This window comes from Pseudoponticoccus marisrubri, from assembly GCF_001482405.1.
GTDB lineage: Bacteria > Pseudomonadota > Alphaproteobacteria > Rhodobacterales > Rhodobacteraceae > Pseudoponticoccus > Pseudoponticoccus marisrubri.
The window spans coordinates 98,138-118,278 of record NZ_LPXO01000001.1 but is presented as its reverse complement, the minus strand read 5'-3'; the positions used below and the strand labels follow the sequence as shown (position 1 = coordinate 118,278).

The 20,141-nt window shown below is 68.4% G+C and carries 23 protein-coding genes and 1 tRNA gene; 18 read left to right on the top strand and 6 right to left on the bottom strand.

All coding sequences use genetic code 11. From position 1 onward, the window contains the following. The first annotated feature begins 44 nt into the window (after positions 1–44). The 6 genes from ribB (at position 45) to AVJ23_RS00580 (ending at position 3,950) form a co-directional block, all read left to right on the top strand. Complete coding sequence (gene ribB, locus AVJ23_RS00605) at positions 45–1,172, top strand: 3,4-dihydroxy-2-butanone-4-phosphate synthase (RefSeq protein ID WP_058860220.1); 1,128 nt, start codon at positions 45–47, stop codon at positions 1,170–1,172. Then, positions 1,172–1,723 carry a 6,7-dimethyl-8-ribityllumazine synthase gene (locus AVJ23_RS00600; RefSeq protein WP_058860219.1) on the top strand — a complete coding sequence of 184 codons (552 nt, stop codon included), beginning with the start codon at positions 1,172–1,174 and terminating at the stop codon, positions 1,721–1,723. Before ribB ends, AVJ23_RS00600 begins: the two co-directional genes overlap by 1 nt. Beyond that, a complete protein-coding gene (gene nusB / locus AVJ23_RS00595; RefSeq protein WP_058860218.1) occupies positions 1,720–2,193 on the top strand; it encodes a transcription antitermination factor NusB in 474 nt (157 codons plus the stop codon). The genes AVJ23_RS00600 and nusB overlap by 4 nt, the downstream gene beginning before the upstream one ends. A 60-nt stretch (positions 2,194–2,253) precedes the next feature. Next, complete coding sequence (locus AVJ23_RS00590; RefSeq protein WP_058860217.1) at positions 2,254–3,150, top strand: mechanosensitive ion channel family protein; 897 nt, start codon at positions 2,254–2,256, stop codon at positions 3,148–3,150. Between the two features lie 73 nt (positions 3,151–3,223). Beyond that, the gene (locus AVJ23_RS00585; RefSeq protein ID WP_058860216.1) at positions 3,224–3,556 is read left to right on the top strand and encodes a hypothetical protein; all 333 of its coding nucleotides are present in this window, start codon (positions 3,224–3,226) and stop codon (positions 3,554–3,556) included. An 88-nt stretch (positions 3,557–3,644) separates the two neighbouring features. Further along, positions 3,645–3,950, top strand: a complete 306-nt coding sequence (locus AVJ23_RS00580) for a hypothetical protein (protein ID WP_058860215.1) — start codon at positions 3,645–3,647, stop codon at positions 3,948–3,950. Positions 3,951–4,278: 328 nt separating this feature from the next. Here the strand turns inward: AVJ23_RS00580 and AVJ23_RS00575 are convergent, their stop codons facing one another. After that, positions 4,279–5,019: a COG3904 family protein gene (locus AVJ23_RS00575; protein WP_058860214.1), complete on the bottom strand. Its 741-nt coding sequence runs from the start codon at positions 5,017–5,019 to the stop codon at positions 4,279–4,281. Beyond that, positions 5,016–6,353 (bottom strand): hypothetical protein, encoded by a 1,338-nt coding sequence (locus AVJ23_RS00570; protein ID WP_058860213.1) that lies wholly within the window; start codon positions 6,351–6,353, stop codon positions 5,016–5,018. Before AVJ23_RS00570 ends, AVJ23_RS00575 begins: the two co-directional genes overlap by 4 nt. A gap of 112 nt (positions 6,354–6,465) precedes the next feature. Between AVJ23_RS00570 and AVJ23_RS00565 the strand changes: the two genes are divergently transcribed. Beyond that, complete coding sequence (locus AVJ23_RS00565) at positions 6,466–6,927, top strand: MmcB family DNA repair protein (RefSeq protein WP_058860212.1); 462 nt, start codon at positions 6,466–6,468, stop codon at positions 6,925–6,927. A gap of 108 nt (positions 6,928–7,035) precedes the next feature. Here AVJ23_RS00565 and AVJ23_RS00560 read toward each other — a convergent pair whose 3' ends face one another. Continuing rightward, on the bottom strand, positions 7,036–7,230 hold the full coding sequence (locus AVJ23_RS00560) for a DUF6324 family protein (RefSeq protein ID WP_058860211.1): 195 nt from the start codon (positions 7,228–7,230) through the stop codon (positions 7,036–7,038). Between the two features lie 91 nt (positions 7,231–7,321). Between AVJ23_RS00560 and AVJ23_RS00555 the strand changes: the two genes are divergently transcribed. Together AVJ23_RS00555 and AVJ23_RS00550 are read left to right on the top strand one after the other, a co-directional pair. Continuing rightward, positions 7,322–7,801 carry a GNAT family N-acetyltransferase gene (locus AVJ23_RS00555; protein WP_058860210.1) on the top strand — a complete coding sequence of 160 codons (480 nt, stop codon included), beginning with the start codon at positions 7,322–7,324 and terminating at the stop codon, positions 7,799–7,801. A gap of 55 nt (positions 7,802–7,856) precedes the next feature. Then, positions 7,857–7,933: transfer RNA gene (locus tag AVJ23_RS00550), tRNA-His, on the top strand. Between the two features lie 185 nt (positions 7,934–8,118). On the opposite strand, the gene cobT is transcribed toward AVJ23_RS00550, so the two are convergent. After that, positions 8,119–9,996 (bottom strand): cobaltochelatase subunit CobT, encoded by a 1,878-nt coding sequence (gene cobT / locus AVJ23_RS00545; RefSeq protein ID WP_058860209.1) that lies wholly within the window; start codon positions 9,994–9,996, stop codon positions 8,119–8,121. Positions 9,997–10,112: 116 nt separating this feature from the next. On the opposite strand from cobT, the gene AVJ23_RS00540 reads away from it, so the two are divergent. Next, positions 10,113–11,168 carry a hypothetical protein gene (locus AVJ23_RS00540; RefSeq protein WP_058860208.1) on the top strand — a complete coding sequence of 352 codons (1,056 nt, stop codon included), beginning with the start codon at positions 10,113–10,115 and terminating at the stop codon, positions 11,166–11,168. A 3-nt stretch (positions 11,169–11,171) separates the two neighbouring features. On the opposite strand, the gene AVJ23_RS00535 is transcribed toward AVJ23_RS00540, so the two are convergent. Next, entirely contained in the window at positions 11,172–11,576 is a 405-nt protein-coding gene (locus AVJ23_RS00535) for a hypothetical protein (RefSeq protein ID WP_058860207.1), read from the bottom strand. Positions 11,577–11,788: 212 nt separating this feature from the next. After that, entirely contained in the window at positions 11,789–12,775 is a 987-nt protein-coding gene (cobS, locus tag AVJ23_RS00530) for a cobaltochelatase subunit CobS (RefSeq protein ID WP_058860206.1), read from the bottom strand. A gap of 93 nt (positions 12,776–12,868) precedes the next feature. On the opposite strand from cobS, the gene AVJ23_RS00525 reads away from it, so the two are divergent. From AVJ23_RS00525 to AVJ23_RS00490, 8 genes are all read left to right on the top strand, one after another. Next, positions 12,869–13,420 carry a sigma-70 family RNA polymerase sigma factor gene (locus tag AVJ23_RS00525; protein WP_058860205.1) on the top strand — a complete coding sequence of 184 codons (552 nt, stop codon included), beginning with the start codon at positions 12,869–12,871 and terminating at the stop codon, positions 13,418–13,420. Next, complete coding sequence (locus AVJ23_RS00520; protein ID WP_058860204.1) at positions 13,417–14,112, top strand: anti-sigma factor; 696 nt, start codon at positions 13,417–13,419, stop codon at positions 14,110–14,112. Before AVJ23_RS00525 ends, AVJ23_RS00520 begins: the two co-directional genes overlap by 4 nt. A gap of 205 nt (positions 14,113–14,317) precedes the next feature. Continuing rightward, positions 14,318–15,100 (top strand): ribose-5-phosphate isomerase RpiA, encoded by a 783-nt coding sequence (gene rpiA, locus AVJ23_RS00515; protein WP_058860203.1) that lies wholly within the window; start codon positions 14,318–14,320, stop codon positions 15,098–15,100. 92 nt (positions 15,101–15,192) lie between these two features. Beyond that, on the top strand, positions 15,193–15,828 hold the full coding sequence (locus tag AVJ23_RS00510) for a M15 family metallopeptidase (protein ID WP_058860202.1): 636 nt from the start codon (positions 15,193–15,195) through the stop codon (positions 15,826–15,828). Between the two features lie 98 nt (positions 15,829–15,926). Then, a complete protein-coding gene (locus AVJ23_RS00505; RefSeq protein ID WP_058860201.1) occupies positions 15,927–17,372 on the top strand; it encodes an FAD-dependent oxidoreductase in 1,446 nt (481 codons plus the stop codon). Between the two features lie 71 nt (positions 17,373–17,443). Further along, on the top strand, positions 17,444–18,595 hold the full coding sequence (hflK, locus tag AVJ23_RS00500; protein ID WP_058860200.1) for an FtsH protease activity modulator HflK: 1,152 nt from the start codon (positions 17,444–17,446) through the stop codon (positions 18,593–18,595). A 1-nt stretch (position 18,596) separates the two neighbouring features. Next, complete coding sequence (gene hflC, locus AVJ23_RS00495) at positions 18,597–19,694, top strand: protease modulator HflC (protein WP_058860199.1); 1,098 nt, start codon at positions 18,597–18,599, stop codon at positions 19,692–19,694. Further along, a complete protein-coding gene (locus tag AVJ23_RS00490) occupies positions 19,691–19,882 on the top strand; it encodes a DUF2065 domain-containing protein (protein ID WP_058860198.1) in 192 nt (63 codons plus the stop codon). Before hflC ends, AVJ23_RS00490 begins: the two co-directional genes overlap by 4 nt. Positions 19,883–20,141: the final 259 nt, after the last annotated feature.

Here is a 20,141-nt window from a genome sequence, read left to right as displayed (position 1 = left end):
GGGCTGGCTTATCTGCTGGGACGCGACGCAAGCTCGGAGGCGACATGCAGGATTACGAGACGCCCGGACCGGTGGAAGAGGACTGGTCGGACGCGATCTCTTCGGTCGAGGAGATCATCGAGGACGCGCGCAACGGGCGCATGTTCATCCTTGTCGACCACGAGGACCGCGAGAACGAGGGCGACCTCGTGATCCCGGCCCAATGGGCGACGCCGGATGCGATCAACTTCATGGCGCTCTACGGGCGCGGGCTGATCTGCCTGGCGATGACAGGCGAGCGCATCGAGCAGCTGGGCTTGCAGCTGATGTCGACCAACAATTCCTCGCGCCACGAAACCGCCTTCACCACCTCGATCGAGGCGCGCGAGGGCGTGACCACGGGCATCTCGGCGGCCGACCGGGCGCGCACCGTGGCGGTGGCGATCGACGCCTCGAAGGGCGAGGCCGACATCGCCACGCCGGGCCATGTTTTCCCGCTGCGCGCGCGCAAGGGCGGCGTGCTGGTGCGGGCCGGTCATACCGAGGCCGCGGTCGACGTGGCGCGGCTGGCCGGGCTGAACCCGGCGGGCGTGATCTGCGAGATCATGAACGAGGACGGCACCATGTCGCGCCTGCCCGAGCTGGTGGCTTTCGCCCAACGGCACGGGCTCAAGATCGGCACGATCTCGGACCTGATCGCCTACCGCCGGCGCAACGACAACCTCGTCCGCGTCCGTACCGAGGAGACCGTGACCTCGGAATTCGGCGGCGACTGGCAGATGCGGATCTATACCGACGAGACCCATGGCGACGAGCATATCGTGCTGGTCAAGGGCGACCTGTCGGGCGACGATCCGGTGCTGGTGCGCATGCATGCGCTGGACCCGATGCTGGACATCGTGGGCACCGGGCCCGCCAACCGCGCGCACGAGTTCCAGCACGCGATGGAGGCCGTCGCCGCCGAGGGGCGCGGCGTGGTCGTGCTGCTGCGCGACACCTCGATGAAGCTCGACGTGCAGGACGAGGTCTCGCCCCGGACGCTGCGGCAATACGGGCTGGGCGCGCAGATCCTGTCCTCGCTGGGCCTGTCGCGGCTGGTCCTTCTGACAAATTCGCCGACCCCCAAGGTGGTGGGGCTCGAGGCCTACGGGCTCGAGATCGTCGGCACGCGCAAGATATCGGAGCTGGGCTGATGGCATCCAACGAAGAGCATTACACGCTGGCACGGCCGGAATTCGACAAGCCGGTCAAGATCCTGATCGTGGTCGCCCCCTATTACCGGGCCATCGCCGATGACCTGATCGCCGGCGCCAAGGCCGAGATCGAGGCCTGCGGCGGCACATGGGAGCTGATCGAGGTGCCCGGCGCGCTGGAAGTGCCCACCGCCATCGGCATCGCCGGGCGGATGGCCAATTTCGACGGCTACGTGGCGTTGGGCTGCGTGATCCGGGGCGAGACGACGCATTACGAGACGGTCTGCAATGACAGCTCGCGCGGGATCACGCTGCTGGGGCTGCAGGGCCTGTGCATCGGCAACGGCATCCTGACGGTCGAGACCTACGAGCAGGCCCGCGTGCGCGCGGCCACCGACGGGCAGGACAAGGGCGGCGGCGCGGCCGCGGCGGCCTTGCATCTGGTGGCGCTGGCCCGTAACTGGGGCGCTTCGCGGCAGGGCGTCGGATTCGTGCCCGCCCGCGACGAGTACCAGATCGCAGGCGGCGCCAAGGGACCGACCACCGCATGAAAGAGCTTTCGGGCAATTTGAAACGCAAGATGAAGAGCGCCTCGCGGCTCTATGCCGTGCAGGCGCTGTTCCAGATGGAACAGTCCGGCCAGATGGTCGACAAGGTGCGGCGGGAATTCCTTGAGCACCGGTTCGGCGCGGTCACGCCCGAGGGCGAGGAGATGCTGGACGGCGACATCACGCTGTTCGGCCAGATCCTCGACGAGGCGGTGAACTGGCAGGCGCGGATCGACCAGATGACCGACCGCGCGCTGGTCGCCAAGTGGCCGATCGCCCGGATCGACCCGACGCTGCGCGCGCTGTTCCGCGCCGCCGGCGCCGAGCTGGTGGCCACCCAGACGCCGCCGCGCGTGGTGATCGTGGAATATGTCGACGTGGCCGCCGCCTTCTTTCCCGAGGGGCGCGAGGCGCGCTTCGTGAACGCGGTGCTGGACCACATGGCGCGCGAGGCCCGTCCCGAGGCGTTCTGACCGCGAGATAGCGCACGCGCCTGCGCGGGAACCCGCCGGGCGCGGCGGCGTTGCTGATCCATGGATGAACTGGACGAGGTGCTGCCGCCCGAGGTCACCGCCACTCTGACCGAGCAGCTGGCCGGCTGGGCGGACGGGGCCGTGACGCTGGCGCCGCGGATCGGCGTGGCACTGGTGCTGCTGGGACTGACCGCGCTGGTCGCCTGGATGGCCGGGCAGGTCCTGACGCGGCTGGGCCGCCGCACCCGGCTGCGCCGCAACCTCGTCGACGTGCTGCGGCTGGTCTCCAACACCGCCATCTGGCTGACCGGGCTGCTGATCGCGGTCACCGTGGTGTTTCCCACGATCACGCCGGGCCGGGCGCTGACAACGCTGGGGCTGGGCTCGGTGGCGATCGGCTTTGCCTTCAAAGACACGTTCGAGAATTTCCTGGCCGGCATCCTGATCCTGCTGCGCGAGCCCTTCCGCATCGACGACACGATCGAATGCGAGGGCGCCGAGGGGAGGGTCGAGGCGATCACCATCCGCGACACCCATATCCGCCAGACCGACGGCCAGCTGGTCGTGGTGCCCAATGCGCAGCTGTTCCACAACCCGGTCACGGTACGCACCGACCAGCAGTTCCGCCGCGCCTCGATCATCTGCGGCGTGGCCTATGGCGAGGACGTGGACGAGGCCCGCGCCGTGATCGAGAAGGCGGTGCGCGCCGTGGATCTGGTGCGTGACGACGTGCGCGACATCCAGGTCTTCGCCCATGCCTTCGGTGCCTCCTCGATCGATTTCGAGGTGACGTGGTGGACCGGCTCGCTGCCTGTCGACATCCGCGCCAGCCGCGACCAGGTGGTCGCCGCGGTCAAGCGCGCGCTGGACGAGGCGGGCATCGAGATCCCGTTCCCCTATCGCACCCTGACGGTCAACGCGCCGGTGCCGATCCGCTCGGTGGACGGGCAGGGCTAGGCTTGCGGCATGCCGTCCCCTTGTCTTCGCCCGCGCAGGTTATATTCTCTGTTCCGAATGCAAGGAGGTTTTCATGCCCAAGCTCATCCGTCTCTATATCCTGCAGGTCGCGACCGGCTTCGGCCTTTCGGCCGTCTTCGTGGGCGCGCTGATGTGGTTCAACGTGGCCAATCTCTGGCATCTCGTCAGCGGCAGCGAGGCGGGGCTGATCGCGCTCTTGATGCTGTGGATCTTCAACGGCATCGTCTTTGCCGGCGTGCAGTTCGGCATCTCGATCATGCGCATGGGCGCGGATGAGGGCGGCGATGGCGGCACGCGCCAGCCCGAGCCCGTCCGCGCCGAGGCGACCATCCCGGTCGAGGCCACCGAGCGGCCCGGGCCCCTGCGCTTTCTCGGCCGCCGCTGAACGCGCGCTCACGGGCCTGTCAGGACAGGCAGGCTTGCCGTGGGGGCAGGGGGCCTTACCCTTCCCGACATCAACGGGAGGAGGCCCCATGCCCCGCATCATGCGTTTGCTGATCCGACAGACGATCATCGGCTTCGTGCTGTCGGCCCTGTTCATCGCGCTGCTCTACGCCATGAACGTCGCCAATCTCTGGTATCTCGTCACCCATTCCACCTATGGCGTCTTCGCGACCCTTATCCTGTGGGTGCTGAACGGCATCGTTTTTGCCAGCGTGCAGTTCGGGATCGCCGTGATGCGGCTGGGGGATGACGAAGATTCGCGCCCGGGCGGCGGCCATGCCCAGCCCGTGCCCGTGCCGGCCGAGGCCGCGGCGCCCCGCACGTTGCGCCTGTGACCGCGACATGGATGAAATGAGAAAGCCCGCCGGGATCTCCGGCGGGCTTTTTCATGTGATGCCCATAAGGGGCAAAGCGGCGGGAACCGCACGCAACCGTCTGGGTAGCGCATTCCCGAGGACCTGTATCTACAGGTGGGCGCCAGGTAACGAGACCACGATCCCGTCAGAGCCAGCTCCCTCGGATTTGCTTAAGGCCACCGGAATGTACCCGTCTGACGTGAAGGGCAGAACCCACCAGCGCCTCACCTAAGTCGGGGGCGGGCGCATGACAAGGCCGCGCCGCGGAAATGTTTCGGATCGTCCGCGCCGTCCCGCCCGGATGCGCTCAGCCCTCTTCGGGCAGGAAGCCATAGCGGCGCAGCTCTTCGGGCAGCAGGATGTAGATCTCGTCGGCCGGCGTGGTCAGCGCGTGGCGCATGACCAGCGGGTCGATCCCCATCTCGTCGAGATAGGTCATCACCTCACCCTGGCCGCGCTGGATGTCCTCGACCGCGACGAAGGCGGGCAGGATGGTGCTTTCCCCGAAATAATGCTGGTGCACCCCGACCGAGGCCGAAGGCGCGATCTCGCGCGGGGTGCCGCCGGCCAGCAGGTAAGGGCAGGCGGAATAGCAGAACTCGCCCGGCAGCATGGTGGTGCCGATGCCGGCCGCGCGCAGGTGCCGGCCCAGGTCCAGCGCGTCGCGCACCGACCCGCCGGGCGATTGCAGGACCAGCGTCTCGACGGGCGGGTCGGCGGCCTCGATCTGCGGGATGAGCCGGGCCGCGTCGCCCTCGGCGATCGCGCCTTCCAGCCGCCATGTACCGTCGTCGAAGGTCAGGGTCAGCCGGTCGGGCAGGGTGCCGGGGTCGCGCGCGGGTGCGGTGGCGGGGCGATCGCGGCTGGGCGTGTAGGTGCGGCGCTGGTCACCCGGGCGCACCGGCTCGGTCAGGCGCGGCGCATCGGTGCGCAGGCCGGGCAGGCGGAGCGCGCCGTCGCGCATGTCGCCCAGCACCAGCAGCACGCCGATCCCCAGTTGAAAGACCAGCACGGCCGACAGGGTGCGCGAGACGGTCCGGGCCCTCATGCGCGCTTGTCCTTCAGCTCGGCCACGCGGTGGCTCTCATCCTCCGCGTGGCCCGGCTCCCGTTCGGCCTCGGGATCGGTCTTTGCCTTGGCCTCCTGCCGGGTTGCGGGCGGCGCCATCACCCCCTCGACATCGCGCAGGGCCGTGACGGCGGCGCGCAGCTCGGCCAGGGTCAGCGTGTCCTCGACCCCGGCGCCTTCGCGCCCCTGCCGGATCGCCGATTGCGTGATCGCCAGGATGAAGACCAGCACGGCGGGCAGCAGGTCGATCGCGATCGCCCCCGCCCAGGACGGGACGAAATTGCCCGCGTAAAGGATCACCGCGTCGGCGGCCGAGAGCGGCGTATAGGTGACATCCGTGGGCGCCTGCAGCGCCACCACCGCCTGCGCGGCCTTCTCGAGCGTGTCGGCACGGGCGCCCAGCACCTCCAGCACCGAGGTGATCGTCGCGGACTGGTCGGCGCGGGTCTCGGCGGTGCGCCCGTCCAGTTCGGGCAGCACCACCGAGGCCGAGAGGTCGCGCGCCGCGCGCTCCACCAGCGGCGCGACGGAGAGCTGCCGCAGCCGCGTGATGATGCCCTGCAGCCGCACCGCGGCCTCCGAGAACTCGACGCTGCGCGCCTCGACCGCGCCCGGCTCGACCGTCAGGGCGCGCATCCGCGACAGGATCGTGTTGCCCTCTGTGAAGGCGGTGTCGACCAGCGGGGTCTGCGCGGCGATCTGCGTCTCGAGCGCGGCCAGTTCGGCCGATTTCTGGCGCAGCACGCGGAACACCGCGCCCCGGCCCGCGAGGCCCGACAGGGTGCCCTGCGCCTCCTGCTCGGAGAGATCCTCGAAGCTCTGCCGCACGCGCGCCACGTCGCGCTCCAGCGCCTGCGCCGACAGGGCGATCTCGTGCGCGCGCTCCAGCGCGCCCTGGTAGTCCTGCACCGTCTCCGCCAGGTGCTGCTCGACCGCGGCCGAGCCCGCCAGCGCCGCGGCATTCAGCCAGGACGACATGGCCACGATGGCCAGGCTGCCCAGCCCCATGGCTGCCATCAGCCCCGCCCGGGCGCGGGTGGTGCGCACCGCCGGGAAGAGCCGCATCAGGTAGGACCAAAAGACGAAGATCCCCACCGAGACCGCGACCGAGTAGGCGATGGCGGCAAAGACCGACATGGCGCCGTTTTCGTCCAGCAGCGAGGAGACGCCGAGATAGGTGTAGATCCCCGAGGCCACCGCCAGGACGCCAAGGGCCGTGCCGGAGAACGTCTCGAGCCAGGACAGGTGGCCTTCGAGTTCGCGCGCATGGCGCACGCCGCGCGCCTCGGCGCGGCTGAGTTCCGGTGGGGACATGTGGGGCTCCTGAACGACGGGGTCGTTCCGGAGAGTAGTGATCGGGGCCGGAATTGTAAGTCGATGCCGCGCAGGCCTTGCATATGTTCACGGAATGTTCATATCATTGCGCATGGAATTGCTGAGCGAGACGAAGATGATGCCGGGGCAGGTGCTGGCGCGCGGCGTGTGCCGTCACCTGGCCAGCCACGGCTTTGCGGTGATCGAGGAATTCGTGCCGGATCGCGGCCTGCGCGTCGACGTGATGGCGCTGGGCCCCAAGGGCGAGCTCTGGGTGGTGGAATGCAAGTCCAGCCGCGCCGATTTCACCTCGGATGCCAAGTGGCAGGGCTATCTGGACTGGTGCGACCGCTATTTCTGGGCGGTGGATGCGGCGTTCCCGACCGAGCTTCTGCCCGACGGGACCGGGCTGATCCTGGCCGATGGCTATGATGCCGAGATCCTGCGCATGGCCCCCGAGGACAAGCTGGCCGCGCCGCGCCGGGCCAAGCTGACGCGCAAGTTCGCTGCCCATGCGGCGCGCCGCCTGCAGGCCCTGCGCGACCCCGAGGCGGGGCTGTCCGGCTGGGGCTAGGGGGCAAGGCCCTTCGAAGGGCCTTGGTGGAACGCGTTTGCAAACGCGTTCCAAGCGGTTTCGAAACCGCTTGATCCAAGCCGCTTCGAAGCGGCTTGCCGCCCGGGATCAGCGGCGGGTCTTCATCCGGCGGGCGGTCTGTGCGGCAGCCCGGATCTCGTCGGCGATCTCCTCGGCCTCGTCGGGCTCGAAATCCATCGGGATCTCGATTCCGCCCCCCGCGATGAACAGCCGCACCATCCCCAGCTCGGTCGGCCCGATCTGCAGGTTGGCCTCGATATCCCGCTCGTCATTGATTCCCATGCCGTCCGACCCCCTGGTGTCCCGATTGAAAGCCTAGGGACGTAGCCGCCCGCCTCTTGATTTGCAACCATGCACAGGGTCTGATGACCGCATGAGCATCATCCTCAAGGATCTCGGTCCCGGCGATATCGACTGGCTTGTCGCCGAACACAGCCGCCTCTACGCCCGTGACGAGGGGTTCGATGCCTCCTTCGGACGGCTCGTGCGCCAGATCCTCGAGGCCTTCGCGCGGGATCATGACCCGGCGCGCGAGCGGGCCTTTATCGCCTGGGACGGGACGGAGCGCCTGGGCAGCATCTTCTGCGTCGCACAGGACGCCCAGACCGCCAAGCTGCGGCTCTTCTTCCTCGTGCCGGAAGCGCGCGGACGGGGCCTTGGCAAGCGGATGCTGTCCGAATGCATGGGCTTCGCCCGCGCCTGCGGCTACCGCCGAATGGTGCTCTGGACCCATGAGAGTCACGCCGCCGCCTGCGCCCTCTACAGGCACGCGGGATGGCGCATGACACGCTCCGAGCCCAGGCACAGCTTCGGGGTCGACGTGGTCGAGCAGGCCTGGGAAACAGCGCTCTGAGCGTGCAAATTCGGTCTTGCAATCACCGCCATCCCTTTGTATCCCGCCTGCCAGTGCCGCCTTAGCTCAGTTGGTTAGAGCGCTAGATTGTGGATCTAGAGGTCCCCCGTTCGAGCCGGGGAGGCGGTACCATCTCCAAGACATCCAAAATTCTGTTGTAACTGCGTGGTAGACGCAGTGTTGCGGTTCGATGCAGCTGTGTCGCGACCGCCCGACTGGTCGCTTGCCGGACGCAGCAACGTATTGAAAGACACAACAACTCCACTGCCAAGTCGCGGCGTGTCTGCTGTGACTTGGCGCGTGGGTGAAAGAGCCGCTCAGCCCGCCTTTCGGATGCCCATGATGCGGGCGCGGGCGCGGGGGTCGGTGTCGAAGAGCGAGGCCAGCTGTTCGGTCATCGCGCCGGCCAGCTGGTCGACATCGGTGATCGTCACCGCGCGGTCGTAGTAGCGGGTCACGTCATGGCCGATGCCGATGGCCAGCAGCTCGACCTGCCGCTTGCGCTCGACAAAGGCGATCACGTCGCGCAGGTGCTTTTCGAGGTAGTTGGCCGGGTTGACCGAGAGCGTGCTGTCATCGACCGGCGCGCCGTCCGAGATCACCATCAGGATCTTGCGCGCCTCGGGGCGGGCGGCCATGCGCCGATGCGCCCATTCCAGCGCCTCGCCGTCGATGTTTTCCTTCAGCAGCCCCTCTTTCATCATCAGGCCCAGGTTGGCGCGGGTACGGCGCCAGGGGGCGTCGGCATGCTTGTAGACGATGTGGCGCAGGTCGTTCAGCCGCCCGGGCTGCTGTTCGCGCCCCTCGTTCAGCCATTTCTCGCGCGCCTGTCCGCCCTTCCACGCCCGCGTGGTGAAGCCCAGGATCTCGACCTTGACCGAGCAGCGCTCCAGCGTGCGGGCCAGCACGTCGGCGCAGATCGCCGCGATCGAGATCGGCCGGCCGCGCATCGAGCCGGAATTGTCCAGCAGCAGCGTCACCACCGTGTCGCGGAACTCCATGTCCTTCTCGACCTTGAAGGACAGCGGCGTGGTGGGGTTGGCCACGACCCGGGCGAGGCGGCCGGCATCCAGCACGCCCTCTTCCTTGTCGAATTCCCAGCTGCGGTTCTGCTGCGCCTGCAGCCGGCGCTGCAGCTTGTTGGCCAGCCGCGAGACCGCGCCCTTGAGCGGTTCGAGCTGCTGGTCGAGATAGGCGCGCAGGCGTTCCAGCTCGACCGGCTCGGCCAGCTCCTCGGCGGCGATCTCCTCGTCGAAGGTGCCGTCATAGACGCGGTAGTCGGGATCGGCATCCGAGACCGGCTGGGGCAGGGGGGGCTCCTGCGGGGCCTCGCCCTCGGGCAGCTCGGCCTCCTCGCCCATCTCCTGGTCGGCCATCTCGTCCATCGAGACCTGCGCCTGGCTGGGATCCTGCGTCTCTTCCTGGCTGCTCTCGGGCGTGGCGTCGGCCTCTTCGCCGTCATCGTCCTGACCGGTGGAATCGGGCTGTTCCTGCTCGTCCTGGCCGTCGTCCTGGCCCTCTTCCTCGGAGTCCTCGTCCTGGCTGTCGGGATCCTCGCCCAGCTGGTCGCCATAGCCGAAATCCGAGATCACCTGCCGCGCGAAACGGGCAAAGGCGGCCTGGTCGGCCAGCGTGTCCTCGAGCCCTTCGAACGTGCCGCCGGCCTGTTCCTCCATGAAGCCGCGCCACAGCTCCATGACATTGGCGGCCTCGGGCGGCAGGTCGCGCCCGGTTGCCAGGTGCCGGATCAGGTAGCTGGCGGCGACGGGCAGGGGCGCTTCCGAGGCCTCGCGGATCTGGCCATAGCCGCGGCGCGCGGCCTCGGCGCCGATCTTGGCATCCACGTTGCCGGCCGTGCCGGGCATGTCGCGGGCGCCCATCGCCTCGCAGCGGGCCGTCTCCATCGCCTCGTAGAGCTCGCGCGCCATGTCGCCCGGCGGGGCATAGCGCGCATGGGTGCCGGCATCGTGGTAGCGGTGGTAGAGTGCCAGCGCATCCGCCGTGCCGCGCGCCAGCAGCACCTCGTCGCGGGTCATGCGGCGCGAGATCTGCGGCAGGCGCATCGCGTCGCCCGACATGCCCGCCGGATCGACGCTGTAGCTGACCGACAGCTCGGGGTCGTCGGCCATCACCTTGGTGGCCTCGGCAAGGGCCTTCTTGAACGGATCGGCGGGGTTGTCGCTGGGCTTGTTCATGGGCCCGTTATCCGCCGATTGGACCTGCGCCGCAAGGGGGCGGATGGGCGATTGGCGGCACGCCCCGGGGCGGGTAGACTGACGATGTCGAGAGCCGTCCGTCCCGGGAGGAAGCGATGCGCCGCGCCAGCCTGACGATCCTTGCCACCCTGCTCGCCAGCCTCTGGGCGGCCCCGCGCGAGGCCGCGGCAGATGCGCGCTGCGACACGCTTCTGGAGATGTTCCGGGCCGAGCCCCCCGCGCTGGCCTCGCCGCTGGCGCGCAAGGGGGCTTTCGGCTGCACGCTGGTCGAGTTGCAGATGCTGCGGGTCAATGCCAACGCAGTGGCCGATGCGTGGCCGGTGACCGAGGCGCGCCAGTTGCACGGATACTGGCTGGGCGATGACGTGCTGGACTATGTCGAGGGGCGGCGCACCCCGGGGCAGGAGCTGCTGGTCTTCGGCCCGGACGAGACGCCGGGGGTCGTCACGCTGACGCAATACTGGCTGAAGGCGGCGGTGCCCTTCTGGACCGGCCCGCTCTGGTCGACCGAGGGGCGCTACCGGGGCCGCGTGGCGCAGGGGCGCCTGACGCGCGACGACGCCGGCCAATGGAGCGATGATCCCTTTGAGCCGACCCTGCGCTATGACGGGCGGCAGCTGGAATACTCGCGCGCCAGCGATCTCTGGACCAAGACCCGGATCAACCATTTCGAGTTCGAGATCACCCTGCGCCGGGCGGATGACACGCTGGTGCTGGAAAGCCGCCACCGCGATCCGCGCACCAACAGTTTCTCGCAGAACGTAACCACCTATACGCGCGTGGCGCCCGGGGCGGCGCGCGATGCGCTGGCGCTGGTCGCGGCGCTGGAGATCAGCCAGGCGCGCAATTTCGACTGCCTCGCCCACCAGCTGAGCGAGGGGCAGGGGCCGCTCTTCGATGTGTTGGCCGTGGACGAGGTCACGGCGCTCTTGCAGATGGCGCGGCAGATGGTGGCGCTGGAGGCCGAGGAGGCCGCGCTGCGCGAGGCGCGCCGCCTTGCGCGCGACACGGAGACACGGGCCGCGCTGCGCGATCAGTATATCGAACTGGCCGAGCGCAAGATCGCGCTGGCCAAAAGCGATCCGCAGGCGCGGCTGGGCCTGCAAGTGGTCGGCCGGATCGACGAGATCTGCCCCTGGCCCGACGAGTGAGGCCTAGCCGAAGACCAGCGTCTCGCAGGCGCCCAGCTGCCGCCGCGCCATGGCCGCCGCCCTGCGGCGCATCCGTTCATCTGCGTCATAGGTGGCAGCATAGAGCAGCCGGGCCTGTGCCATCTTGGCCCCCAGCTGGGTGTTGATCAGCGCGGCCCCGCTCAGCCCGCCTTGCGCCGCATCGGCGCGGACCGCCTCCAGAAGCTCCCGGAACCGGGCGCGCCGTGCCGCCGCCTGCGCATCGCTTTCGCCGGTCATCCAGCGATGTTCCTGCAAGGCGCTGAAGCGGCCGAGGCAGGAGGCGAAGGCCTGTGCGAGATCGGTCGTCTTCTCCGGCATCGCCGCCGCGGACGAGGCGGTGAGGATCAGGGAGAGGCTCAGCAGGCGTATCGTTCTCAAGATGCCCATGAATCAAACAGTACACGAAATGTCCTGCCCGCCAGTTACGCAAAATGAAAAAATCTGCCGTTATGTGCGTCGATGCAACGCACAGACCGCCCCGCAGATCCCGGGGCGCGGGCCAGGGGCGCGCTTTTCGCCACGCATCCATGCCGGCGCCCTGACACGAAAAAGGCCGGCGCAGCGGCCGGCCTTTATCAGCAATCCGAAGAATCGATGCCTCAGCCGAGGCTGACGCTCGCCGCGCTTTCGGGCAGTTCCTCGTCGAAGCAGCGCTGGTAGAACTCGGCCACGGTCTGGCGCTCCAGCTCGTCGCACTTGTTCAGGAAGGAGACGCGGAAGGCGTAGCCCACGTTGCGGAAGATCTCGGCGTTCTGGGCCCAGGCGATCACGGTGCGCGGGCTCATCACGGTGGACAGCTCGCCATTCATGAAGGCGCGACGCGTGAAATCGGCGACGGTGACCATCTGGCGCACGGTCTTGCGGCCCTTCTCGGTGTTGTAATGCGGCGCCTTGGACAGGACGATCGAGGTCTCGGCGTCGATCGACAGGTAATTCAGCGTCGCCACCAGCGACCAGCGGTCCATCTGGCCCTGGTTGATCTGCTGGGTGCCGTGGTAAAGCCCCGTCGTGTCGCCAAGGCCCACCGTGTTCGCGGTGGCGAAGATGCGGAAATACTTGTGCGGGTGGATGACCTCGTTCTGGTCCAGCAGGGTCAGCTTGCCATCGGCCTCCAGCACGCGCTGGATCACGAACATCACGTCGGCACGGCCCGCATCGTACTCGTCGAAGACGATGGCGGCGGGGTTGCGCAGCGCCCAAGGCAGGATGCCTTCCTGGAACTCGGTCACCTGCTTGCCGTCGCGCAGCTTGATGGCGTCCTTGCCGATCAGGTCGATGCGGCTGATATGGCTGTCGAGGTTGACGCGCACCGTGGGCCAGTTCAGCCGCGCCGCGACCTGTTCGATATGGGTCGACTTGCCGGTGCCGTGATAGCCCTGGATCATCACGCGGCGGTTGTTGCGGAACCCTGCAAGGATCGCCAGCGTGGTGTCGGGGTCGAACTTGTAGGTGGAGTCGCGGTCGGGCACGCGTTCCGTGCGTTCCGGAAAGCCGTGCACGACCATGTCGGTATCGATCCCGAACACTTCACGGACATCGATCTCTTCGGTCGGTTTCGCGTTGATATCGATCGTGCCGTCCGCCATGGTGCCCTTGTCCTCTTGCCGAGCTCGAATGCTTCGCGTTACGTGCAACATATCTCGGAGAGGGGCAAGGGGAAGCGGGACAACGGCCGGGTCATGTCAGCTCAGGAAGAGATCGAGGCGCTGATCGCCCGCGTCGCCATGGGCGACAGAAAAGCCTTTCGCACCCTCTATGATCGCACATCGGCGAAACTCTTCGGCATCGCGCTGCGTGTCTTGAAGGAGCAAGGCCCGGCCGAGGAGGTCCTGCAAGAGGTCTATATCAGGATCTGGAACCGGGCCGGGCAGTACCGAGTGAACGGGTATTCGCCGATGACATGGCTCATCACCATCACGCGCAACGCCGCGATCGACCGGCTGCGCAAGGCGCGCGCCGCCGGCGTCGCGGTCGAACCGGTCGAGATCGCCGAGCGGCTCTACGACCCGCAGCCCGGGCCCGAGAGCCAGAGCGTGATGCGCGACGAGGCGCGCGCGCTGCAGGCCTGTCTCGGCGAACTGCCCGCCGACCGCGCCGAGATGGTGCGCCGCGCCTACCTGCAGGGGCACACCTATGCCGAGATCGCCGAGGCGGCCGGCGCCAAGCTGAACACGATCCGCACCTGGCTGCGCCGCAGCCTGATGCAGCTGAGGGAGTGTCTGAGCCAATGAGCGATCAGGACGACACCGACCTCGACGAGGGCCTGCCGGGGGGCTGGCAGGCGGCGGCGGCCGAATATGCGCTGGGCCTGCTCGAGGGCGCGGAGCGGCAGGATTTCGAGGCGCGGCTCGCGCAGGATCCGGACCTGCGCCAGGATGTCGCTGCCTGGACCGAGTATTTCACCACCTTCACCGACCAGATCGCCGAGGAGACCCCGCCGCCCGCGCTGCTGCGCCGCATCGAGGCCGAAGCCTTCGGCCCGCCGCCGACACCGCTCTGGCGCCAGGTGCTGCCCTATCTCGCCGGCGCGGTGGCCGGCGCGGCCATGGCCTGGGCGGTCTTCGTCTCGGGCGTGCTCGAGACCGGCGTGGCCGAGATCCGGGCCGAGCTGGAGCCGGCGCAGGGTGACCTTGTCTTCGCGGTGCGCATCGACCCGCCGACCCACACGATGGCGGTGGATTACGTCTCGGGTACGATCCCCGAGGACCGCGTGCTGGAGCTCTGGCTGATCCCGCAGGATGCCAACCCGATCTCGCTGGGCGTGATGTCCGAGGCCGGCAACCTCGTCGTGGTGCTGCCCGATCTCTTGGCCGAGCGGGTGCCGGGCGCTACGCTGGCCGTCTCGGACGAACCGCCGGGCGGCTCGCCCACGGGGCAGCCCACGGGCCGGGTGCAGGCGGCAGGCGAGCCGGTGCCGCTCTGAGCGGTCGGGTCCCCCGCGCCACACTTCCGCCCCGGGTGAACCCGTCCGACCGGGCGCCCAAATTTCTTGCAAGAAATTTGCAAGATTTTTCGCAAAAATCTTCCCCGCCCGGATCCGGCCGTCGCGCGCCACCCCGGCATTTGGCCCTCGCACCGCCGGGCGCTGTCGGCCTATAAGGGCGCAAACTGGCAAAGAGGGAAAGCCGATGTCCGGAGAATTGTCGCCCATCGACAAGGCCAAGTTCGTGGCCGCCAAGCGCGCCGCGGAATTCGTCGAATCGGGCATGCGGGTGGGGTTGGGCACCGGCTCGACCGCCGCCTGGCTGGTGCGCTGCCTGGGCGAGCGGGTGCGCGAGGAGGGGCTGCGCTTCCGCGGCGTGCCGACCTCGGCGCGCACCGCCGACCTCGCCCGCGAGGTGGGCATCGAGGTGATCTCGCTCGACGAGGCGCGCTGGCTCGACCTGACCATCGACGGGGCCGACGAGTTCGACGCCAATCTCAGCCTGATCAAGGGCGGCGGCGGGGCGCTGCTGCAGGAGAAGATCGTCGCCACGGCCTCGGACCAGATGGTGGTGATCGCCGATGCCGCCAAAGAGGTCGAGACGCTGGGCGCCTTCCCGCTGCCGGTCGAGGTGATCCCCTTCGGCTGGCCCACCAGCCAGGCGCTGGTCGAGGAGACGCTGGTCTCGATGGACGTGATGGGCCGCAGCGCCACGCTGCGCATGAACGGCGAGCGGCCCTATGTCACCGACGAGGGCAACCACATTCTCGACCTGCATCTCGGCCGTATCGGCAACCCGCGGCAACTGGCCATGGTGCTGAACCAGATCCCCGGCGTGGTCGAGAACGGGCTCTTCATCGACATCTGCGACCAGGTGGTGATCGGCTATTCCGACGGACGGGTCGAGACGCGCGACATCAATGAAGGCACGGTCTCGGAGGAGCGGCTGGACTTCGTCGAGGATAACAACCTCTTCCGCGACATCTGAGCGGCGATCCGCGCGCGGCGCTTGACAGGGCGGGCGGGGCGCGGCCCGATGGGGCTGTCCCGATCTCCCGATCCCGCCCGAGAGGCCCTGTCATGCGCGCGTTCCTGTTTCTCTGCCTGGCCTGGCCCGGGCTTGCCCCGGCCGGCGAGACCGGCACCGTCTCGGAGATCCCCGATGCGATGTGGGCGCGGATGGAGGGCGTGTCCTGGCATGCCGACCTGGACTGTCCCGCGCGCGAGGCGCTGCGCCTGCTGGACATCCCCTATACCGATTTCGCCGGGGTCGCGCAGAGCGGGCAGATGATCGTCGCCGCCAGCCATGCCGAGGAGGTGCTGGAGATCTTTGCCGAGGCCCGCGCCGGCGGGTTCCGCATCGCGCGCATGCAGCCGGTGCACATGTTCTTCGGCAAGGACGACCTGTCCATGCAGGCCAACAATACCAGCGCCTTCAACTGCCGCCTGACCACCTCGGGATCGCGCCTGTCCGATCATGCCTTCGGCACGGCGATCGACATCAACCCGGTGCAGAACCCCTTCGTGACCCGCACCAAGACGCTGCCCGAGGCCGGCGCCGCCTATGACAGCGCCGAGGAACGCGCGGCGGGGCAGATGGGCGTTCTGGTGCCGGGCGATGCGATGATCACCGCCTTCAAGGCCCGCGGCTGGGGCTGGGGCGGCGACTGGCGCTCGCTCAAGGATTACCAGCATTTCTCCGTCTCGGGCCGGTGACCCCCGGCTGCCTCAGGCCGGGACGCCCGCGCCGCTTGCGTCTGGCCATCGCCGTGACCATGTGAAATACCTCGCCCCGGGCAAGCAGAGGAAGAGCCATGAGCGCGTTCGACTACGATCTCTTTGTCATCGGCGGCGGGTCCGGCGGCGTGCGCGCCGCACGGGTGGCCGCGGGCGAGGCCGGGGCCCGCGTGGCACTGGCCGAGGAGGACCGGTACGGCGGCACCTGCGTGATCCGGGGCTGCGTGCCCAAGAAGCTGATGGTCTTCGCCAGCGAATTCGCCGACCTGCCCGAGCAGGCGCGCGGCTATGGCTGGCAGATCGAGGACGGCCAGTTCGACTGGCCCACCTTCCACACCCATCTGCGGGGCGAGCTGGACCGGCTGGAAGGCGTCTACCGCAAGCTGCTGTCGGGCTCGGGGGTCGAGACCTTCGACGCGCGCGCCCGGCTGAAGGACGCCCACACGGTCGAGCTGTCCACCGGCGAGGTGAAGACCGCCAAGCACATCCTGATCGCCACCGGCGGGCGCCCGGTGCGCCCCGACCTGCCCAACGCGCATCTGGGCATGGTCTCGGACGACATCTTCCTGCTGGAAGACCTGCCCAAATCGGTGCTGATCATCGGCGGCGGCTACATTGCCTGCGAATTCGCCTGCATCCTTGCGGGTCTGGGCGTCGAGGTCACCCAGTACTATCGCGGCGCGCAGGTGCTGCGGGGCTTTGACGAGGAAGCCCGCGGCCTGATCGCCGAAGCGATGCAGCAGCGCGGGGTCGACCTGCATATCGGCACCGACATCGTCGAGATGGCCTGCGATGACGGCTATGACGAAGGGCTGACACCGCCGGTCGAGGCCACGCAATACGGCGGCAATGACAGCGTCGACGCGGTCGAGGAGATCGACCGCCCGATCCGCGTCAAGGCGACGAACGGCACCGAACGGGTCTTCGACGCGGTGCTCTTCGCCACCGGCCGCACGCCCAATACCGAGGATATGGGCCTCGAGGAGGCCGGCGTGAAACTCGGCCGCAAGGGCGAGATCGCGGTGGACGAATACAGCCAGAGCTCGGTCCCCTCGATCTACGCCATCGGCGACGTGACCGACCGGGTGAACCTGACACCGGTGGCGATCCGCGAGGGCATGGCCTTTGTCGAGACCGTGTTCCACGGCAACCCCACCCCGGTCGATCACGAGCTGATCCCCTCGGCCGTCTTCACCCAGCCCGAGCTGGGCACCATCGGCATGACCGAGGAGGCCGCCGCCGAGCAGGAAGAGATCGAGGTCTACTGCGCCTCGTTCCGGCCGATGAACACCGCCTTCGCCGATCACCCCGACCGGGTGCTGTTCAAGCTGATCGTGTCGAAGGAAAGCCGCCGGATCCTGGGTTGTCATATCGTCGCGCCCCATGCCGGCGAGCTGATCCAGATGGTCGGCATCGCGGTCAAGATGGGCGCGACCAAGGAGGATTTCGACCGCACCGTGGCGGTGCATCCGACCATGTCGGAAGAGATCGTGACGATGCGCAAACCCGCCCGGACGGCTTGATTTCGGCGCGGAGGCGCACAGGTAAGGCTGCGAGGCCTTGACAGAGGAAGACCAAGGAAGGAACCGACTTCATGGCAGGACACAGCGGCGGCCCCTGGGGGGGCGGCGGTGGCAGCAACAACGGCGGCAATGGTGACGGCCGCGGCCCGCAGGGCGGCGGCGGTGGCGGACGCCGGCCGGAGGACAACCAGATCCCCGAAATCGACGAGTTGATGAAGAAGGGCCAGGAACGCCTGCGCGTGCTCATGGGTGGCCGCGGCAATGGCGGCGGCATGAACAATGGCAGCGGCGGCGGATCGGGCGGCCCGGGCTTCACCCGGGGCACCGTGGTGCTGGGGGCGCTCGGCCTCGTGGCGCTCTGGGCCTTCAGCAGCTTCTACACGGTGCGCCCCGAAGAGCAGTCGGTGGAGCTGTTCCTGGGCGAGTATTCCTCGACCGGCAGCCCGGGTCTGAACTTCGCGCCATGGCCCTTCGTCACCTACGAGGTGGTCAACGTGACCTCGGAGCGGACCGAGACCATCGGCACCGGGCGCGGCACGACCGGCGACGGGCTGATGCTGACCACCGACGCCAATATCGTGGATATCGAGTTCCAGGTGGTCTGGAACATCGCCGACCCGGCGCGGCTGCTGTTCAACGTGCGCGACCCGCAGCTGACCGTCCAGGCGGTCTCGGAATCGGTGATGCGCGAGATCATCGCCGCCTCGAACCTCGCCCCGATCCTCAACCGCGACCGTGGCGTGATCGCCGACAGCGCGCGCGAGCAGATCCAGGCGACGCTGGACGAGTATGAAAGCGGCATCCGCGTGGTGCGGATCAACCTCGACACGGCCGACCCGCCGCGCGAGGTGATCGACGCCTTCCGCGAGGTGCAGGCCGCCGAGCAGGAGCGTGACCGGCTGGAACGCCAGGCCGACGCCTATGCCAACCGCGTCGTGGCCGAGGCCCGCGGTCAGGCCGCGCAGACGCTGGAAGAGGCCGAGGGCTACCGCGCCCAGGTGGTCAACGAGGCGCTGGGTGAGGCCGCCCGCTTCACCTCGGTCCAGACCGAATACGCGCTGGCCCCCGAAGTGACACGCCGCCGTCTCTACCTCGAGACGATGGAGAACGTGCTGGGCGATGTCGACAAGATGATCCTCGACCAGTCGCTGTCGAGCGGCGGACAGGGCGGCGTCGTGCCATACCTGCCGCTGAACGAACTGCGGCGCACGGGAGACAACTGATATGCGCAAGACGACTTACCTTCTGCCGGTCTTCGTGGTGGCCATCGTCGTGCTGCTCTCCTCGATCTTCGTCGTGGACGAGCGCGAGAAGGCGCTGGTGCTGCAATTCGGCCAGATCCGGGCCGTCGAGGAAGAGCCCGGGCTCGCCTTCAAGATCCCGCTCATCCAGGAAGTGGTCCGCTACGACGACCGCATCCTGTCGCTGGACACCGAGACCATCGAGGTCACGCCCTCCGATGACCGCCGCCTGGTGGTCGACGCCTTCGCCCGCTACCGCATCGCCGACGTGGTGCAGTTCCGGCAGGCCGTGGGCGTGGGTGGCATCCGCGTCGCCGAGGACCGGCTCTCGGGCATCCTGAACGCCCAGATCCGCGAAGTGCTGGGTGCCGACCAGGTGACCTCGGACCGCATCCTGTCGGAGGATCGCCGCGACCTGATGATCCGCATCCGCGACAGCGCCCGCGAAGAGGCCCAGTCGCTGGGGCTCGACGTGGTCGACGTGCGGCTGAAACAGACCAACCTGCCGGCCCAGAACCTCGAGGCGACCTTTGCCCGGATGCGGGCCGAGCGTGAACGCGAGGCCGCCGACGAGATCGCCCGCGGTAACGAGGCCGCCCAGCGGGTGCGCGCCCTGGCCGACCGGACCGTGGTCGAGACCCTCTCCGAGGCCGACCGCGAAGCCAACGTGATCCGAGGCGAGGCCGATGCCGAGCGCAACAACATCTTCGCGCGCGCCTACGGGGCGGATCCGGAGTTCTTCGCCTTCTACCGGTCGCTGCAAGCCTACGAGCAATCGCTCCGCGGCGGCAACTCGACCATGGTGATGACGCCGGACAGCCAGTTCTTCGAGTACTTCAAGTCCGAGACCGCGCCCGAGGGCACCTTCGCCGGCAATGTCGCCGCCGGCCAGCTGCCGCCGGTGGACCTGCCCGATGCGCAATCGGCGCAGGAGACCGAGGCCGAGGTGACGGCGCCCGAGGATACCGTGCCCGACGCGGTGATCGAGCCCGCCCCCGAGGCGACCGATCCCGGCGCTGACACGGTGGATCAGGACGCCACGACGCCCGACGCCGACGACACCGCGCCCGCGGACAATTGACCGGGTCGGAGATACTGACGGGGATTGCATTGGTCCTCGTCATCGAGGGGCTGGTCTATGCACTGGCCCCTTCGCTTGTGGAGCGCCTGCTCGAGGCGCTTCGCGCCATGCCCATCGAGATGCGTCGCAATCTCGGCCTGCTCACATTGGTCACCGGGCTGATCCTGCATTGGTTCGCCAAGGCGTGAGCTGGCCAGAACCGTGGGAACCGGCGAGCGGGGCGGTCGCGCGCCGTGCCCCGCGCCTTTCTCAGGCGGCAAGAGAGCATTGAGTATTTGTGGAAAGATGAAAGTGAGGGTGCGACCAGCCTTTCATCTTTCCGAAAATACTCGGAATCGGACGGCGCCGCTGGCGGTGTCGGCGGACAGCCGCGCACGGTTCAAGAAAGTTCCGGTCAATCCAGTCACGGTCCCGTGAGAAGCAGAATTGCCGCCTTTGGTGTTGCGC

Bases quoted from the DNA above. Each gene is read 5' to 3' on its own strand.
- AVJ23_RS00565 (WP_058860212.1), top strand. From the start codon at position 6,466: ATGGAATTGCTGAGCGAGACGAAGATGATGCCGGGGCAGGTGCTGGCG.
- AVJ23_RS00580 (WP_058860215.1), top strand. From the start codon at position 3,645: ATGCCCCGCATCATGCGTTTGCTGATCCGACAGACGATCATCGGCTTC.
- cobS (WP_058860206.1), bottom strand. From the start codon at position 12,775: ATGGCGGACGGCACGATCGATATCAACGCGAAACCGACCGAAGAGATC.
- AVJ23_RS00590 (WP_058860217.1), top strand. From the start codon at position 2,254: ATGGATGAACTGGACGAGGTGCTGCCGCCCGAGGTCACCGCCACTCTG.
- AVJ23_RS00585 (WP_058860216.1), top strand. From the start codon at position 3,224: ATGCCCAAGCTCATCCGTCTCTATATCCTGCAGGTCGCGACCGGCTTC.
- AVJ23_RS00525 (WP_058860205.1), top strand. From the start codon at position 12,869: ATGTCAGCTCAGGAAGAGATCGAGGCGCTGATCGCCCGCGTCGCCATG.
- AVJ23_RS00505 (WP_058860201.1), top strand. From the start codon at position 15,927: ATGAGCGCGTTCGACTACGATCTCTTTGTCATCGGCGGCGGGTCCGGC.
- AVJ23_RS00555 (WP_058860210.1), top strand. From the start codon at position 7,322: ATGAGCATCATCCTCAAGGATCTCGGTCCCGGCGATATCGACTGGCTT.
- cobT (WP_058860209.1), bottom strand. From the start codon at position 9,996: ATGAACAAGCCCAGCGACAACCCCGCCGATCCGTTCAAGAAGGCCCTT.
- nusB (WP_058860218.1), top strand. From the start codon at position 1,720: ATGAAAGAGCTTTCGGGCAATTTGAAACGCAAGATGAAGAGCGCCTCG.
- AVJ23_RS00560 (WP_058860211.1), bottom strand. From the start codon at position 7,230: ATGGGAATCAATGACGAGCGGGATATCGAGGCCAACCTGCAGATCGGG.
- AVJ23_RS00520 (WP_058860204.1), top strand. From the start codon at position 13,417: ATGAGCGATCAGGACGACACCGACCTCGACGAGGGCCTGCCGGGGGGC.
- AVJ23_RS00600 (WP_058860219.1), top strand. From the start codon at position 1,172: ATGGCATCCAACGAAGAGCATTACACGCTGGCACGGCCGGAATTCGAC.
- hflC (WP_058860199.1), top strand. From the start codon at position 18,597: ATGCGCAAGACGACTTACCTTCTGCCGGTCTTCGTGGTGGCCATCGTC.
- ribB (WP_058860220.1), top strand. From the start codon at position 45: ATGCAGGATTACGAGACGCCCGGACCGGTGGAAGAGGACTGGTCGGAC.
- AVJ23_RS00540 (WP_058860208.1), top strand. From the start codon at position 10,113: ATGCGCCGCGCCAGCCTGACGATCCTTGCCACCCTGCTCGCCAGCCTC.
- hflK (WP_058860200.1), top strand. From the start codon at position 17,444: ATGGCAGGACACAGCGGCGGCCCCTGGGGGGGCGGCGGTGGCAGCAAC.
- AVJ23_RS00535 (WP_058860207.1), bottom strand. From the start codon at position 11,576: ATGGGCATCTTGAGAACGATACGCCTGCTGAGCCTCTCCCTGATCCTC.
- rpiA (WP_058860203.1), top strand. From the start codon at position 14,318: ATGTCCGGAGAATTGTCGCCCATCGACAAGGCCAAGTTCGTGGCCGCC.
- AVJ23_RS00575 (WP_058860214.1), bottom strand. From the start codon at position 5,019: ATGAGGGCCCGGACCGTCTCGCGCACCCTGTCGGCCGTGCTGGTCTTT.
- AVJ23_RS00510 (WP_058860202.1), top strand. From the start codon at position 15,193: ATGCGCGCGTTCCTGTTTCTCTGCCTGGCCTGGCCCGGGCTTGCCCCG.
- AVJ23_RS00570 (WP_058860213.1), bottom strand. From the start codon at position 6,353: ATGTCCCCACCGGAACTCAGCCGCGCCGAGGCGCGCGGCGTGCGCCAT.